Below are 14,678 nucleotides of genomic sequence, written 5' to 3' on the forward strand. Positions count from 1 at the left end.
CCGGCGCGGACAAGGCCTTCATTGACGATTTCGATGCGCTCGATGTCGAGCCAGACCGGAAGCTGCCGCTGGTTACGACAAAGGACATCCTGTCGGGCGAGGTGATATGGCGCGGGCAGGGTGTTATTAATCCCTTTGCCGATTCGGGGGGGCTAGTTGATCTCGATGTTTACCCGCGTTTGCAGCGCTACCTTGATGCGCGCCGCGAGCTGATCGCCGGGCGTCACTGTGCGAAGAAGGCTCCAGCCAGCTGGTATCGCACCATTGACCGCATTACCCCGGCGCTTGCAGCCAAGCCGAAGCTCCTGATCCCCGACATCAAGGGCGAGGCGCATATCGTCTTTGAGGGCGGCGAGCTGTACCCCCACCACAACCTCTATTACGTCACATCAGACGATTGGGATTTACGGGCCTTGCAGGCTGTGTTGTTGTCCGCCGTCACTCGCCTCTTCGTGGCGACCTATTCAACAAAAATGCGGGGCGGATTCCTGCGCTTTCAAGCGCAGTACCTGCGACGCATTCGCATTCCACGCTGGTCGGATGTGTCTGAATCGCTGCGGCGAGAGCTGGCCGAGGCTGCCGTCAAGCTGGACGTGCAAGCCTGCAACCGGGCCGTGTTCAAGCTCTACGACCTGAGTCACGAAGAACGATCTGCTCTTGGAGGCAATGGAGAATAAATGGCGCTCGATCTCGTCGATTACGAACAGAAAGCCAGCGAAGCGGTGAAGGCGTTTTGGAAAAACCGCGAAGCAGCGAGACGGAAACAGATTGAATCGGGCAAGGCCGACCAAGGTGAGCGCGCTGGTGTTACCGCCGGCAAGAACATGGACGGCTTCTTGGCTTTGATGCTCGACGTCATCCGGGCTAATGGTTTGGCCCAGGCGGAGACACATCAGAACAGAGAGATGCTGACCTTGCCCGGTTACTTCCGCCCGACAAAGCTGTGGGATCTCTTGGTGATCTACAAGGGCGAGCTGATTGCCGCCATCGAGCTGAAAAGCCAAGTTGGCCCATCGTTCGGTAACAACTTCAACAACCGGACCGAAGAAGCCATCGGGACGGCCCATGATCTCTGGACGGCCTTCCGTGAAGAGGCTTTCGGCAAACAGCCGCGGCCTTTTGTCGGTTGGCTGATGATGGTCGAGGATGCGCCGGAGTCGCGCAGGCCCGTGCGTGATTTTTCGCCACATTTCCCAGTGTTCGAGGAGTTTAAGGGCGCGTCGTACCTCAAGCGGTACGACCTACTCTGTCAGCGTCTGGTGCAGGAGCAGCTATACACGACAGCCACGGTTGTCACCGCAGAGCGGAGCGCGGCAGATTCAGGCGATTTCGCCAGTCTTTCGGCCATGGCAAGCTTGAAAACATTCGTGACAGCGCTCGCTGGGCATGTCGCGGCAACAGCTGCAAGGCTGGAATAAAAACCGCCAATCTTGGACGGCCAGGAATGGGCTAAGTCCCAGGATCGGACCATGATCATAGGGGACACCTCTCTGCCGACTGCTGTGGCCGCGACGCGCGAGGCGCTGCGGCGTGAATTGATGATCGACTGCAGTGGGGACGCTCCCCGAGACCAGAACTGCCTGTTACGGCTGGGTTCTGTTATCCAATCACGACCACTTCCTTTTCCGGACCGGCGCTGTCCCGCTGTCCACTCTCATGTGCCGGCTGCTCACCGGCTATGTCGTCGGCTTCAACAAACGCCACTCCCGCAGCGGCCAACTTTTCCAAAACCGCTTCAAATCCATCGTGTGCCAGGAAGAAGGAGCCGATGGCGACGCTGGAGAGAGAACGCTGATTTTGTCGCAGACGGTGCGGCAATACCGACTCCCCGGACAACATCCGCCTCTACAAAGATTTGGCCTGGCTCAGACCGCTGGACCCTGGGCTTATTTCCCCTGGCGGTCTGGACGCAGCTTCTGCGCGACGCGGGTTTTGTGGTCCATGAGCACGCATATGCGCAGGATGACGCGCCATACCTCAGCCTGGCGTGCGTGAAACCTTAATCACCGGGTGAAATCGCAATCGCGCGGAGCGGATCTCTTCTTCCGAGGGCAATGGCCTTACCCTCGCTGCAATCCACCGAACAGGGATAGGGTAAAAAGAAGCAGGAAGATGCCGCAAAGAATCTTGGCGATCTTGTTCATGGGAGGGGAGATGTCGAGAAACAGCAAAACGGCGGCAACGCAGGCGATGGTGAAAAAAAGAGTGCCAAAATCGAGCATGATGTCCTCCTTGATGCGGGGTATGGGTAAGCTCTCAACGCCGGATGTTCTTATCTGATCAATCCCGAGAGGCCGATGAGAACCAGCTAGGTGGCCACGATTTCGTTGGGCAGCCTGGGGATTGTGAGGATAAAAACGCCGGCGATGACTGCGAGGGTCGACTCAATCGGCCTACGCATGGCGCGACTCCCCAAAAATAACAGCCACTTGACAAAAGGTCAAAAAGAGTCGGCCGATTTTCGCCAAAAATCAGCCTGTCCCTGTTCCCTCCCGGATGAGAAAGTTCAGAAAGGTGCGATGATGTGGCGAGGTTGGAATTTATTTCCCATGGGCAAAGGGGTCGATTATTCTTGAGGGAGTCGACTTCGGGAGGACGTCATGCCCATCTATCTGGACTGTAATGCGACCACGCCCATGGAACCGGCCGTGGCGGCCATCGTGAGGCGGTTCATGGAAACGGACTTCGGCAATCCCGCCAGCCCGATCCATGACTTTGGGGTTTTTGCGCGCGCCGCCGTGGATCACGCGCGCAAGCAAATCGCCCGGGTGGTCGATGCCCGGCCCGACGAGGTGATCTTCACCAGCGGCGCGACGGAAAGCAACAACCTGGCGATTCTCGGCCTGATCGCCGAGGGCGAGCGCAGCGGGCGGCGCCACCTGATGACCACGGCGATTGAACATAAGGCGGTGCTGGAGCCCTTTGAAGTGATGGCGCGTCTCGGGTTCGAGGTCGAGATCGTGCCCGTGGGGCCGGACGGGCGTTTTGATCCGGAACGGATCGCCGCGGGCTTGCGCCCCGATACCCTGCTGGTGTCCACCATGCAGGTCAACAACGAAACGGGGGTGCTGCAGCCCCTCGCGGAATTGGGCGCGATCCTGGCGGGGCATGACGCCTGGTGGCACGTCGATGCCGCCCAGGGGTTCGGCAAGGACCTCGCATCCCTGGGGCAGGGCCGCATGGATCTGATTTCCCTCAGCGGACACAAGATCCATGGGCCCAAGGGCATCGGCGCCCTGATTGCGCGCAAGCGCGGCCCCAGCCTGCCGCCGCTGCGTCCCCTCATGTACGGGGGCGGGCAGGAGCAGGGGCTGCGGGCGGGCACCCTGCCGGTGCCCCTGATCGCCGGTCTCGGCGAAGCCGCCAAGCTCGCCCTGCGCCATCACGGCGAGCGCCGCGAGAAATGCCTGGCCATTAGGGCGCAGGCCATCAACGCCTTGACGGCGCTGGGCGCGCGCCAAAATGGCGACGAGCGCCATACCCTGCCCCATGCCCTCAATGTGTCCTTGCCCGGCATCGAGTCCGATCGGGCCATCGCGGCCCTCAAGGACGTCATCGCGGTATCCAGCACCTCGGCCTGCACCTCCCATACCCGAACCCCGAGCCATGTCCTGCTGGCCATGGGGTGTTCGCCGGAGCGGGTGGAAACCTCCCTGAGGTTTTCCTGGTGCCACCTGACCGATGCGGTGGACTGGGACAGGGTGACGAGCATTCTTTCCGGCCTACGCGGCAGCAAAGGAGCGTGACGATGAATCCGATTTTCAGGGAACTTGAGCAGGCGACCACCGATCAGTTCGAGAATGGCGAATTGCCCAAGTGGCTGGCCGATCCGGTCTTGCAGGTGGCCAGAAACCCGGCCCGGTACGCGGGGCAGGAATATCTCATTGAGATCCTGCTCGATCAGATTCGCGACTTTGATGTGTATGCCGAGGCGGGTTGCTGCAAATGGGCCTACGACCATGAGGACATTGCCCGGACGCTGCGCTGGCTGGAGGAGAAATCCTGAGAGTTTTCGCGCGGCTCAGGCCGGCCTCACCCCTGCTCTTGTTCGGCGCGTTTTTCGAGGGTCAGGCGCAGACACCTTGTCGCAGGCGCGGGAGGTGATAATTTTGTAAAGGTCTTCCGCCAGGAGCGCCAAAGCTTCGGTGCCGACGGATCCGCGCAAAGTGACGGGAGGAACCACTCTCCGCTCCAGAACAGGGTCAACTTGAGGGAAAATTCATGGACTTCCAGGTTTCGCTGGCCGAGAGCCAAGATTACATCCTGATCAAAGTCTTTAAACCCATGACCACTGAAATCAGCCAGCGGTTTGCACCGGAAGCCATCCGGCTTGCTGAGGAGCATGGCATAAAAAAGTACTTGTTTGATGTCAGGCAAGCGCCCAACGTCCAGTCCGTCAGCAAAAACTATATGTTCGCCCATCGGGAGTTGCCCGAAATCAAATTTCCCCGGGCGTCGATTTCCGCGTTTTTAATCAGTGAAAACGACAAATCCCACGAGTTTATCGAATTGGCGTTCAAGAACGCGGGTTATCTGGTGAAATCCTTTACCGAGGAACAAGCGGCGCTCGCATGGCTGAAAAAATTCTGAATTGATGTGTTGGATGGATCTCCTTGGTTCCTGCCACTCGGGCCTCCCGTAACCGCCCCCGTCATTCACCCCTTGCGCTGAAAAAATTGACGAAGGCCCCTTTCTCCTGTCCAAATACCTGTTATCTTTACAATATCCCCATTGAAAAGGAAAGGATGAGACGATGAGTGCAGCGGGCAGCGAGGAAAAACGGTCCCTGGAGGTGGCGGAGGCGGCGCGGGAAGGCGAATGGCGTCGCCCGAGTTTCGTGAAGGCGATGTTCATGGGGCAGTTGCAGCCCGAACTCCTCTTCCCCTTTCCCGAGCAGGATGCGGCGGACAGGGCGGCGGGGGATGAAATCCTCGCCCAGGTGCGGGAGTTTCTCGCCAAGAACCTCGATGCCGATCGCATCGACCGCACCGGCAATATCCCCAAGCCGCTCATCGCCGGGCTCGCCAAGCTGGGCCTGTTCGGCATCAAGATTCCCAAGGAATACGGCGGCCTGGGGCTCTCCCAGATCAACTACAACCGCATCATCCATCTGGTATCCAGCCACTGCGCCTCGACGGCGGTGTTTCTCTCGGCTCATCAGAGCATCGGCGTGCCCCAGCCCCTGAAGATGTTCGGCACGCCCGAGCAGAAACAGACATACCTGCCGCGCTTGGCCGCCGGGGCGATCAGCGCCTTTGCCCTGACCGAACCGGGCGTGGGCTCGGACCCCTCGCGCATGAGCACCCGCGCGGTGCGCAGCGAGGACGGCGAGAGCTGGATCCTCAACGGCGAGAAACTCTGGATTACCAACGGCCCCATCGCCGAGCTGCTCATCGTCATGGCGCGCACCAATGACCCCGAGGCGGACAAGCCCGAAATCACCGCCTTTATCGTCGAGGGCGACAGTCCCGGCCTGGAGCGCGTGCACCGCTGCGATTTCATGGGGCTCAAGGGGCTGCGCAACGGCCTGCTGCGCTTCACCGACGTGCGCGTGCCGGCGGAGAATGTCCTGGGCGGGGTGGGGGAGGGGCTGCGCTTGGCTCTGATCACCCTCAACACCGGGCGACTTACCCTGCCCGCGGCCTGCGCGGCGGCCATGAAGCAGGCCCTGGCGATTGCCGTGGATTTCGGCAACAGCCGCTGCCAATGGGGCGCGCCCGTCGGCCATCACGAGGCGGTGGCGGCCAAGATCGCGCGCATGAGCGCCGATATCTTCGCCGTCGACAGCCTGACCTGGCTGACCTCGGCCATGGCCGATGGCGGCACCCAGGACATCCGCCTGGAGGCGGCCATGGCCAAGCTCTACTGCACCGAGGCCCTGTGGCGCTGCACCGACGATGCGGTGCAGGTGCGCGGCGGACGCGGCTATGAAACCGCCGATTCCCTGCGCGGGCGCGGCGAGGCGCCGGTGCCCACGGAGCGCATGCTGCGCGATGCGCGCATCAACCTGATCATCGAGGGCACCAGCGAGATCATGCATCTATTCATCGCCCGCGAGGCGCTGGACGCTCACCTCAAGGTGGCGGGGATGAGCGGCGCGACCGGCAAGATGGACATCAAGAGCGCCGCCGCCTATTACGCCAAGTGGTATCCCCTGCTGTGGCTACCGCGCGCGGCGGTGCTCAAGAGCGTCGATCTGCCCTTTGCCCTCAAGGTGCACTTCTGGTACCTGGAGCGCGCCACGCGGCGCCTGGCGCGAGATCTGTTCCACATGATGCTGCGTCACCGCCAGGGATTGCAGAAAAAGCAGCGGGTCCTGGCGCGCTTGGTGGACAGCGGCGCCGAACTTTTCGCCATGGCGGCGGTGTTGGCGCGTGCCCTGAGTCCCGGCGCGCCCCCCGGCGCCGACAAACTGGCGGATCTGTTCTGCCGCCAGGCACGGCGGCGCCTCAACCGGCTGCACCGCGCGGTGTATTTCAACGACGATGGTCGTGATTACCGGCTGGCGCGCGAAATCCTCGCCGGACAGTATCCCTGGCTGGAGGAGAACATTCTCTCCACCTGGAAGGAGCAGGACTCGGGATCATGAAGGCGCCCTACGATTTCATCATCCTCGGTTCCGGCTCCACGGCCTTTGCCGCGGCGCGCAAGGCATCGGAGCTGGGCGCCAGGGTGCTCATGGTGGAGCAGAGTCAGCTTGGCGGCACCTGCGTCAACTGGGGCTGCATCCCCAGCAAGACCCTGATTCACAAGGCCAAGGAATACTACGCCGCGGTGCGCGGCGCGCCCTTCGGCGTCAACCTGCGCGCCGAGGAGCCCGACTACGCTCTGCTCATGCAGGCCAAGCGCAAGGCGGTGGAGGATGTGCGTCGCGAGCACTACCAGCAGGTGCTCGACGCCGATCCCGACATCGAGGTGCTGCGCGGCCACGGCCGGTTTCTCTCGCCGCGTGAGTTGCAGGTGGGCGCCGAGGTGCTGGTGAGCGACCGCTTTCTCATCGCCACCGGTGGTGTGCCACGCACCCTGCGCCTGCCGGGGCTGGTGGAGGCGGGCTACCTCAACAGCTATTCGGCCCTCAACCTGCCGGCTTTCCCCGAATCCCTGCTGATCATCGGCGGCGGCGTCATCGCCGTGGAAATGGGCCAGATGTTCGCCCGCTTCGGCACGCGGGTCAGTATCGTCGAGAGGGGCGAGCGGCTGCTCAAGGACTTCGACCCGCGCCTGAGCGCGATTTTTTCCGACATTCTGCACCATGAAGGGGTCGAGTTGATCTGCAACTTCGAGCCCACCGAGGTGCGCCGCGAGGACGACCGCGTCTGCCTGCACGGCCGCTGCGGCGAATCCGAATCCGATCGCTGCCTGCGCGCCGAGCGCATTCTGCTCGCGGTGGGCACGGCGCCGGCGAGCGGCGGCATCGGCCTGGAGGAGGCCGGGGTGGCCTGCGACGAGTTGGGCTTTATCTGCGTTGATGAGGAAATGCGCACCAGCGCGCCGGGCATCTGGGCCGCCGGCGATGTTGCCGGGCCGCCCCTCATCGCCCCTTCGGGCGCCCGCGAGGGCGAGGTCGCGGCGGTGAACATCCTTGATCCCGCCGCGCACCGGCGCATCGACCATCGCTTGACGCCCATGGCGGTGTTCGTCGATCCGGAACTGGCGACGGTGGGGCTTTCATCGGCCCAGGTGCGCGCCGCCGGCAAGGAAGTGGTGGAGACCTTTTTCAGCCTCGACCATGTGGCCAAGGCGCACGTCATGGGCGGCAAGCGCGGCGGCTTCGTGCTTTGCGCGGAGAAGGGCTCGGGGCGGGTGCTCGGCGCGCAGATCCTGGCGCCGCGCGCGGCGGACATCATCCACGAGGCGGCGCTGGCGGTGCGCTTCGGCCTGAGCGTTTACGACCTGGCCGAGACCATCCACGTCTATCCCACCATCGCCGATGGTCTGCGCCTGGCGGCCCTGGAGAACATCCACGCCCAGCGAGAATGAGCGCCGCTTTCAGGTGCGCAGCGCCGTTTTGGCTTCCGTGGGGGCGCAGAGGGCGTCAACGTCGTCGAAATTAAACCGGAAACCGGAGAGTTCGCGCAGCAGGTCGAGTTTTTCCCGGTCCTCGGCGGTGATCTTGGAGACATCCTCGGTGATCAGGTTGTGCAGCCCCGAGGTGGTATGGCGGGTGGTGCGCAGGTAGGGGATGTGGCTGCGGTCGAGAATCTTCTGGGTGATGCTGCTGATGGGGATGATGCCGGGGATCACCAGCCCGACCAGTTTGGAGCGGTATTCGGGCATCTGGTAGAGATTGGCCAGGGTCACCAGCAGTTCGTCGCGGCTGCTGGTGACGATGAGCAGGGAGGATTCCTGCAGCAGTTCGGTGACGCGCTGGGTGGAGGCGGCGCCGATCTGCACGTGATGGATGATGCGGCCCGCCTCACGGCGGTTGCCCTGCAGGGGCGCGTCGAGCAGGCGCGCGATGCGCCGCAGGGTGGGGTTGGCCAGCACCGGCTGGTAGTTGAAGCCGCCGAGCACCTGGAAGGGTTCGTGGGCGAAGGCGCGGCGCAGGTAGTCGAGTGTCTGGTCGCGCTTGTCAGGCACCAGCTTGTTGGCGACGATGCCGCGCACCTCCACGCCCTGCTCGCGAAACAGGGCCAGGTTGAGATAGACCGCGTCGATGACGTTGCCCACCCCGCCGCCGGTGACCATCAGCACCGGGGCGTCGAGCAGCCGGGCGATGCGCGCGTTGGACAGGCCCATCACCGAGCCCACCCCGGTGTGGCCGGCGCCCTCGATGATGACGAAATCGCAGCTGCGGTCGAGTTCGGCGTAGGCGTCGAGAATCTTTTTTTCCAGGGCGCGCGGGTCGATTTCGCCGTCGATCATGCGCCGCGTGGTGTCGGGCTGCAAAACCACCGGCGACATGTGGCGCAGGTTGGCGCCCAGGTGAAAGACCTGGGCCATGAGGGCGGCGTCCTTGTCCACGGCCTGCCCCCGGAAAACAGTCGCCTTGGGCCCCATGGGCTTCATGAAGCCGATGCGGGCGTACTTCTCGCGCGCCAGGTGCAGCAGGGAGATGCTGGTGGTGGTTTTGCCGCAGTTCTGGCCGGTGGCGGCGACGAAGATCTTGCGGGCCATGGCTTGAGCTCCTGGGGAGGGATGGCGGGGCGAATGCGTATACACAATAGCCCCAAGCCGCCGGCAACGCAACAGGCGGAATCATCCCCGGGGCTAAACACCTCCAACCGGGCCGCCGCCGGGCGCCCGCGACAGAAAGGAAGACCTGACTTATGTGGCGATTTCTCAACAAATACCGTGATCTGGGCTTGCTGCTCATGCGCCTGGGGCTGGGCGGGATGTTTCTTTTTCACGGGGTGCCCAAGCTGCTCGGCGGCCCCGAGCGCTGGCAGCAGCTGGGGCAGGCCATGCAGTATGTCGGCATCGATGCCTTTCCCCTGGTCTGGGGGCTGGCGGCGGCGCTGAGCGAAACCCTGGGGGCGATCTGTCTGATTCTCGGCCTGTTCATGCGCCCGGCCTGCCTGTTTCTGGCCATCACCATGGCGGTGGCGGCAACCATGCATCTGGGCCGCGGCGACGGACTCAAGGGCGCCGCCCATGCCATCGAGCTGGGCATCGTCTTTATCGGCCTGCTGGTGATCGGCGCGGGGCGCTACAGTGTCGACAAGAGCTGAGAGCGCCCGGCAAGGACGTGCGGCGCCGCGTGCGGCAAGCGCGGAAAGCCTGTCATGATGCGCGTCCTGCTGACCTGGGGGGCGGTCGGGTTTCTCATGGCGGCCCTCCTCGATCCTCTGTGGGCCTGGGGGCTGGGGCGGCCGATTTCCTGGTCGCGCGATCTGCTGCTGGCGCTGGGGGGGATCCTGTGTTTTTACGCCCGGGTGAGGTTTCGTGACCTGCTGTGAATGATCCCCGCCCTGGCCTCAGGGGGTCGGGCCCTGGCAGTCGCGGCGCCACAGGCAGTCGTCCTGCCCGCATTCCAGGCGCCAGGGCGCGGCGTAGCAATCGGCGTTGCCTTCGTGGCTCTGAATGGCGTGGATGAGCTCGGTTTTTTTCAGCTTGCTGGTGCCCTTGATGCCCAGGGTCTTGGCGATTTCCCGGATTTCGGCGACATTCATGGCGATTTCTCCCTGAGGGTTGATTGCGAACGGGACCGGCGCGGCCGGTTCTGCACAAGGGAACCACATGGGGAGAAAAAGTCAAGAGGTGCGGCCGCGGCCATCCGCATGAGCTCAGGGGGCGCCTGGCCCGCTGCTGGGCATAGGGAGAAATGCTTTGATGTTCGGTGAGCGGCAACTGATTCTGACCTGCGAGCACGGCGGCAACGAGGTGCCCGCCGCCTATGCCGACTTGTTTCATGGCCGCGACGCGCTACTCGCAACCCATCGCGGCTACGACATCGGCGCCCTGGAGTTGGCGCGGCGCCTGGCGGCGGAGCTGGACGCGCCCCTGGCGGCGGCGACGGTGACGCGTCTGCTGGTGGATCTCAACCGTTCGCCGCACAACCGGCGCGGGCTCTTTTCGGAGCTGACCCGCCCGCTGCCGGCGGCGGAGCAAGCGAAGATTCTAATTCGCCACTACTACCCCTACCGCGAGGCCGTGACACGCCAGGTGCAGGCGTTGCTCGACAGCGGGCGCGGCGTGGTGCATCTGGCGGTGCATAGCTTCACACCGGTGTTGCGCGGCCAGGTGCGCAACGCCGACATCGGCCTTCTCTACGACCCGGCGCGGTCCCTGGAGGCCGACTTCTGCCGCGCCTGGGCAGAGAGGCTGCACCGCCTGGCGCCGACCCTGCGCGTGCGGCGCAACTATCCCTATCGCGGCGCGTCCGATGCCTTGGTCACCGGGCTGCGCCGCCGCTTGCCGGCGGCGTTTTACCTTGGCCTGGAACTCGAGGTCAACCAGGCCCTGGCCCTGGGCGGCGGCCCGGTCTGGAAAGATCTTTCGCGCCTGCTCGCCACGTCCCTGCGCTGAGCAAGAGCTGCCCCTCGATCCGGGCGGCGCCTGCCGTTTGTGCCTTGACATCCGGGTTTTTTTCGTTATCTGGTTTAGGGCTTTTGCGGGATTTTCGGTCCCTCGGCGCTTGGTCGCGGGGCCTGTCAACCTTTAATCGGGGAGGAATCTTCATGATGCGAAAACTTCTGTCGGCGACCCTGCTGGTGCTGCTTGCCGTCGGTCTGGCCTGGGCCGATGAGGATCTGCTGCGACGCGCCAAGGCCCAGTTCCAGCCCATTCCCGAAACCCCGCCGGTGCTCGAGGGCAATCCCGCCACCCCGGAAAAGGTCGAGCTGGGGCGCATGCTCTACTTCGATCCGCGTCTCTCCAAATCCCAGCTGATCAGCTGCCAGACCTGCCACAACGTCGGCCTGGCGGGCGCCGATCTGCAGGAGGTCTCCACGGGGCACGGCTGGCAGAAGGGTCCGCGCAATTCGCCGACGACCTTCAATGCTGTGTTCAACGTCGCCCAGTTCTGGGACGGCCGCGCCAAGGATCTCGCCGAGCAGGCCAAGGGCCCGGTGCAGGCCTCGGTGGAAATGAACAACACGCCCGAGCAGGTGGTTGTGACCCTCAACAGCATGCCCGGCTACGTCGATGCTTTCCAGAAGGCCTTTCCCGGCGAGGAGCAGGCGGTGAGCTTCGACAACATGGCCAAGGCCATCGAGGTGTTCGAGGCGACCCTGATCACGCCCCATTCGCCCTTCGACCGCTATCTCAAGGGCGATGCCGAGGCCTTGAGCACCGCCGAGAAGGTCGGCCTCAAAACCTATATGGACAAGGGCTGTGCCAGCTGTCACAATGGCGTGAATTTGGGCGGGCTGGGCTATTTCCCCTTCGGCGTGGTCGAGCGGCCCGCCGGAGACGTACTGCCCGAGGGCGACCTGGGACGCTACCAGGTGACCAACACCGCCGCCGACAAGTATGTGTTCCGCGCCCCGCCCCTGCGCAACGTGGCCATCACCCAGCCCTATTTTCATTCGGGCCGGGTGTGGAAATTGAGCGACGCGGTGGCCATCATGGGGTCGGCGCAGCTCGGCATTCAGCTCAGCGCGGAAGATACCGCCGGCATCACCGCGTTTCTCGCCACCCTGACCGGCGAGCAACCCCAGGTGATGCATCCGGTGCTGCCGCCCAGCACGGAGAACACGCCCAAGCCGGTTCTCGACTGAACCCGGCTTTGACATGCACGGATCGGCAAGGCCCCTGCCCTGCGGCGGGGGCTTTGCTGTCTGGGCCGCACGCAGCGGCCCTGATAAGGGATTGAGGAAGGCAAGGAACGATGGTGAAGAATTGCTGGAAATGGATGCAGGTTGCCTGGTTGCTGCTGCTGGGATTGGCCTCGCTGGGCGCGACCCAGGTTCACGCCCAGGATTTCCCGGCCCTGTCTCAGGTGCCGGGACAAGCGGCCGAGGTTTCCGCCCAGGCGGTGCAGGACGAGGCGCAGTTGCCGGCGCTGCTCGACACCTCCTGGTTTGAAACCCAGCTCGAGCAGTCCGAGGGGCGCCTGCGCCAGGTCGATCAGCGTGTCGCCCAGTACGGCGAGTTCGCCACCTGGAACATCGACCGGCTGCTCGACACCCGCGCCCTGCTGCAGGATGAACGCACCCGCCTGGAGCGCGTCCTGCAAGCCCTCTCCACCCGGCAGGCGGAAAGTGAAACCTTGCTGCGGCGCTGGGAAGAGCGCCGCGATTTCTGGCGCCAATGGGAAAAGCACCTGACCCGGGACAGCGTTGCCCTGCCCCAGGAAACCTTCGCCCAGACCCGGGAAACCATCGCCCGCATCCTGAGCGAGGCCGAGGCGGCCACCGCCCCCCTGGTGGTGTTCCAGGAGGAGTTGACGCGGCTGCTCAACCGCAACCTCGGCTACCTGACGCGGGTTGACGGCGCCCTGCGCGAGTTGCGTCTGCGGACCTTTCAGCGCACCGGGCATCCCCTGCTCAGCCTGGAGTTTTTCCGCCAGTTTTCCGCGGGGCTGTTCGAAGAGGTGCGCGCCGGCATCCGTGACGCCCTGCGCATCGATCCGCGGATGTTCCAGGGGCAGGGCTGGCTGGTCCTGAGCCAGCTGCTGGTGGTGTTCGCCACCGCCATTTTCATCCTGCGCCATCGGCGCACCGCCGAGGGCACCGCCGAGTGGCGCTTCATCCTCGATCATCCCTGGGCGACGGGGATCTTCACCTCCATGTCGGCCTTGGCCCCGCTCTACGCGACGCCGCCCGCCCTGTGGCGGCTGATCCTCTGGGTGCTGCTCGCCTTTTCCGCGGCGGTGCTCATTTCCGCCCTGGTGCGCAACCCCCTCAAGCGCTTCACCGTCTACCTGCTCGCCTCGGTGCTCGTCGCCTCCATGGCCTTTCAGCTGATCCTGCTGCCGGCGCCGTTGTTCCGGTTGTTTTTCGTGCTGGTGGCCCTGGTGGGCATGCCCCTGGGGCTGATCCTGGCGCGCTCCAACATCGCGCGCCACGAAGGCAAGGTGGCTGCCTTTTCCCTGGGGCTGCGCCTGGGCTCCCTGGTCTGCCTGCTGTCCTTTCTCGCTCAGCTCGCCGGCTACAGCACCCTCGCCGCCCATCTCCTCGATGCGTCCATCAAGTCGGTGTTCATCGGCATCTTCGCCCTGATGGCGACGCGCCTGGGGCAGGGCGGCATCGATTTTCTGCGCGAGCAGCCCTTTCTACAGAAGCGCGTCTTCGTCCAGCGCTTCGGCGTCGAGGTTGCGCAGCGCCTCAAGACCCTGCTCAAGATGATCGTGTGGGTGGGGGCTTTTTACAATTTCCTGTCCGTCTGGGGCTTCTACGACAGCTTCGGCGAAGCCTGGGCGGATCTCACCGGGGTCGGCTTCACCTTCGGCCAGGTGCATCTCACCCTGGCCATGCTCATGCTGTCGCTGCTGGTCATCTATCTCTCCATCCAGGCGTCCTGGGTGCTGCGCGGTGTGCTCGACACCCAGATCTTTCCCTACAGCAGTTTGGATCGCGGCGTGAGCGACGCCATCAAGAAGCTGCTCCACTATTTCCTGGTGTTCATCGGCTTTCTGCTGGCCATGAGCCTGGCCGGCATCGAGATGCGCAACTTCGCGGTGCTCGCCGGTGCCTTCGGCATCGGTATCGGTTTCGGCCTGCAGAACATCGTCAACAACTTCGTCAGCGGCCTGATCCTGCTTTTCGAGCGGCCGGTCAAGGTGGGGGACACCGTGGTGGTGTCCAATGAATGGGGGACGGTGCGCAAGATCGGTCTGCGTTCGACGCTCATCGAGACCTTCGACAACTCGGAGGTGATCGTGCCCAACTCGCAACTTATCGCCGAAAAGGTCACCAACTGGACGCTGACCACCACCCGGGCGCGGGTGATCCTGCCGGTGGGCGTGGCCTACGGCAGCAACGTCGATCGGGTCATGGAGATTCTCCAGGAAGCCGGCGAGAAGCACTCCCTGGTGCTCGAGGAGCCGGCGCCGTCGGCGATTTTCATCGGTTTCGGCGACAGTTCCCTCGACTTTGAGCTGCGCTGCTACATCGGCGATGTCTCCAAGCGCCTGTCGGTGCGCAGTGACCTGGGCCGCTACGTGGATCGGCGCTTCCGCGAGGAGAATATCGAGATTCCCTTCCCGCAGCGCGACCTGCACCTGCGCTCCGTGGACGGCGCGGTCCTCGCCAATAGCGGGCGCCAGACCGGTCCTCCCACGCCGCAGGAGGACA

Annotated in this window: 17 protein-coding genes; 12 read left to right on the forward strand and 5 right to left on the reverse strand. The window is 63.9% G+C overall.

The features are described from left to right. Together QAT43_RS09880 and QAT43_RS09885 are read left to right on the forward strand one after the other, a co-directional pair. The coding region (locus QAT43_RS09880) for a TaqI-like C-terminal specificity domain-containing protein (protein WP_305042901.1) at positions 1 to 677 on the forward strand (677 nt) is incomplete at its 5' end. Next, positions 678 to 1,418 (forward strand): PaeR7I family type II restriction endonuclease, encoded by a 741-nt coding sequence (locus QAT43_RS09885; RefSeq protein ID WP_305042902.1) that lies wholly within the window; start codon positions 678 to 680, stop codon positions 1,416 to 1,418. A 181-nt stretch (positions 1,419 to 1,599) separates the two neighbouring features. Here the strand turns inward: QAT43_RS09885 and QAT43_RS09890 are convergent, their stop codons facing one another. The 3 genes from QAT43_RS09890 to QAT43_RS14875 all read right to left on the reverse strand — a co-directional run bounded on the left by QAT43_RS09890 (position 1,600) and on the right by QAT43_RS14875 (position 2,401). Next, positions 1,600 to 1,818 (reverse strand): hypothetical protein, encoded by a 219-nt coding sequence (locus QAT43_RS09890; RefSeq protein ID WP_305042903.1) that lies wholly within the window; start codon positions 1,816 to 1,818, stop codon positions 1,600 to 1,602. Between the two features lie 242 nt (positions 1,819 to 2,060). Then, entirely contained in the window at positions 2,061 to 2,222 is a 162-nt protein-coding gene (locus tag QAT43_RS09895) for a DUF1328 family protein (protein ID WP_305042904.1), read from the reverse strand. An 86-nt stretch (positions 2,223 to 2,308) separates the two neighbouring features. Next, on the reverse strand, positions 2,309 to 2,401 hold the full coding sequence (locus tag QAT43_RS14875; RefSeq protein WP_442900239.1) for a DUF3096 domain-containing protein: 93 nt from the start codon (positions 2,399 to 2,401) through the stop codon (positions 2,309 to 2,311). Positions 2,402 to 2,600: 199 nt separating this feature from the next. Here QAT43_RS14875 and QAT43_RS09900 point away from each other — a divergent pair, with 199 nt between their 5' ends. The 5 genes from QAT43_RS09900 to QAT43_RS09920 all read left to right on the forward strand — a co-directional run bounded on the left by QAT43_RS09900 (position 2,601) and on the right by QAT43_RS09920 (position 7,980). Beyond that, a complete protein-coding gene (locus tag QAT43_RS09900) occupies positions 2,601 to 3,746 on the forward strand; it encodes a cysteine desulfurase family protein (protein WP_305042905.1) in 1,146 nt (381 codons plus the stop codon). Positions 3,747 to 3,748: 2 nt separating this feature from the next. Continuing rightward, positions 3,749 to 4,006, forward strand: a complete 258-nt coding sequence (locus tag QAT43_RS09905) for a GSU3529 family protein (protein ID WP_305042906.1) — start codon at positions 3,749 to 3,751, stop codon at positions 4,004 to 4,006. Positions 4,007 to 4,221: 215 nt separating this feature from the next. Next, on the forward strand, positions 4,222 to 4,590 hold the full coding sequence (locus QAT43_RS09910) for a hypothetical protein (protein WP_305042907.1): 369 nt from the start codon (positions 4,222 to 4,224) through the stop codon (positions 4,588 to 4,590). 163 nt (positions 4,591 to 4,753) lie between these two features. Then, positions 4,754 to 6,589, forward strand: a complete 1,836-nt coding sequence (locus tag QAT43_RS09915; RefSeq protein WP_305042908.1) for an acyl-CoA dehydrogenase family protein — start codon at positions 4,754 to 4,756, stop codon at positions 6,587 to 6,589. Next, on the forward strand, positions 6,586 to 7,980 hold the full coding sequence (locus QAT43_RS09920; protein WP_305042909.1) for a dihydrolipoyl dehydrogenase family protein: 1,395 nt from the start codon (positions 6,586 to 6,588) through the stop codon (positions 7,978 to 7,980). Before QAT43_RS09915 ends, QAT43_RS09920 begins: the two co-directional genes overlap by 4 nt. Before the next feature lie 9 nt (positions 7,981 to 7,989). Here the strand turns inward: QAT43_RS09920 and QAT43_RS09925 are convergent, their stop codons facing one another. After that, a complete protein-coding gene (locus QAT43_RS09925; RefSeq protein WP_305042910.1) occupies positions 7,990 to 9,117 on the reverse strand; it encodes a phosphotransacetylase family protein in 1,128 nt (375 codons plus the stop codon). A gap of 152 nt (positions 9,118 to 9,269) precedes the next feature. Between QAT43_RS09925 and QAT43_RS09930 the strand changes: the two genes are divergently transcribed. Then, positions 9,270 to 9,671: a DoxX family protein gene (locus QAT43_RS09930; RefSeq protein WP_305042911.1), complete on the forward strand. Its 402-nt coding sequence runs from the start codon at positions 9,270 to 9,272 to the stop codon at positions 9,669 to 9,671. Between the two features lie 54 nt (positions 9,672 to 9,725). Further along, complete coding sequence (locus QAT43_RS09935) at positions 9,726 to 9,899, forward strand: hypothetical protein (RefSeq protein WP_305042912.1); 174 nt, start codon at positions 9,726 to 9,728, stop codon at positions 9,897 to 9,899. A gap of 18 nt (positions 9,900 to 9,917) precedes the next feature. Here the strand turns inward: QAT43_RS09935 and QAT43_RS09940 are convergent, their stop codons facing one another. Continuing rightward, positions 9,918 to 10,112 (reverse strand): Rho termination factor N-terminal domain-containing protein, encoded by a 195-nt coding sequence (locus QAT43_RS09940; RefSeq protein WP_305042913.1) that lies wholly within the window; start codon positions 10,110 to 10,112, stop codon positions 9,918 to 9,920. A gap of 160 nt (positions 10,113 to 10,272) precedes the next feature. On the opposite strand from QAT43_RS09940, the gene QAT43_RS09945 reads away from it, so the two are divergent. From QAT43_RS09945 to QAT43_RS09955, 3 genes are all read left to right on the forward strand, one after another. Then, positions 10,273 to 10,968, forward strand: coding sequence for an N-formylglutamate amidohydrolase (locus tag QAT43_RS09945; RefSeq protein ID WP_305042914.1), 696 nt, complete (start codon positions 10,273 to 10,275; stop codon positions 10,966 to 10,968). A gap of 152 nt (positions 10,969 to 11,120) precedes the next feature. Continuing rightward, positions 11,121 to 12,161 (forward strand): cytochrome-c peroxidase, encoded by a 1,041-nt coding sequence (locus QAT43_RS09950; RefSeq protein ID WP_305042915.1) that lies wholly within the window; start codon positions 11,121 to 11,123, stop codon positions 12,159 to 12,161. Positions 12,162 to 12,295: 134 nt separating this feature from the next. Continuing rightward, positions 12,296 to 14,678, forward strand: a 2,383-nt coding sequence (locus tag QAT43_RS09955) for a mechanosensitive ion channel family protein (RefSeq protein ID WP_305042916.1), incomplete at its 3' end; no start/stop codon positions are given.

It is taken from the genome of Geoalkalibacter sp. (assembly GCF_030604225.1).
GTDB lineage: Bacteria > Desulfobacterota > Desulfuromonadia > Desulfuromonadales > Geoalkalibacteraceae > Geoalkalibacter.

Bases quoted from the DNA above. Each gene is read 5' to 3' on its own strand.
- QAT43_RS09885 (WP_305042902.1), top strand. From the start codon at position 678: ATGGCGCTCGATCTCGTCGATTACGAACAGAAAGCCAGCGAAGCGGTG.
- QAT43_RS09895 (WP_305042904.1), bottom strand. From the start codon at position 2,222: ATGCTCGATTTTGGCACTCTTTTTTTCACCATCGCCTGCGTTGCCGCC.
- QAT43_RS14875 (WP_442900239.1), bottom strand. From the start codon at position 2,401: ATGCGTAGGCCGATTGAGTCGACCCTCGCAGTCATCGCCGGCGTTTTT.
- QAT43_RS09900 (WP_305042905.1), top strand. From the start codon at position 2,601: ATGCCCATCTATCTGGACTGTAATGCGACCACGCCCATGGAACCGGCC.
- QAT43_RS09905 (WP_305042906.1), top strand. From the start codon at position 3,749: ATGAATCCGATTTTCAGGGAACTTGAGCAGGCGACCACCGATCAGTTC.
- QAT43_RS09910 (WP_305042907.1), top strand. From the start codon at position 4,222: ATGGACTTCCAGGTTTCGCTGGCCGAGAGCCAAGATTACATCCTGATC.
- QAT43_RS09915 (WP_305042908.1), top strand. From the start codon at position 4,754: ATGAGTGCAGCGGGCAGCGAGGAAAAACGGTCCCTGGAGGTGGCGGAG.
- QAT43_RS09920 (WP_305042909.1), top strand. From the start codon at position 6,586: ATGAAGGCGCCCTACGATTTCATCATCCTCGGTTCCGGCTCCACGGCC.
- QAT43_RS09925 (WP_305042910.1), bottom strand. From the start codon at position 9,117: ATGGCCCGCAAGATCTTCGTCGCCGCCACCGGCCAGAACTGCGGCAAA.
- QAT43_RS09930 (WP_305042911.1), top strand. From the start codon at position 9,270: ATGTGGCGATTTCTCAACAAATACCGTGATCTGGGCTTGCTGCTCATG.
- QAT43_RS09935 (WP_305042912.1), top strand. From the start codon at position 9,726: ATGATGCGCGTCCTGCTGACCTGGGGGGCGGTCGGGTTTCTCATGGCG.
- QAT43_RS09940 (WP_305042913.1), bottom strand. From the start codon at position 10,112: ATGAATGTCGCCGAAATCCGGGAAATCGCCAAGACCCTGGGCATCAAG.
- QAT43_RS09945 (WP_305042914.1), top strand. From the start codon at position 10,273: ATGTTCGGTGAGCGGCAACTGATTCTGACCTGCGAGCACGGCGGCAAC.
- QAT43_RS09950 (WP_305042915.1), top strand. From the start codon at position 11,121: ATGATGCGAAAACTTCTGTCGGCGACCCTGCTGGTGCTGCTTGCCGTC.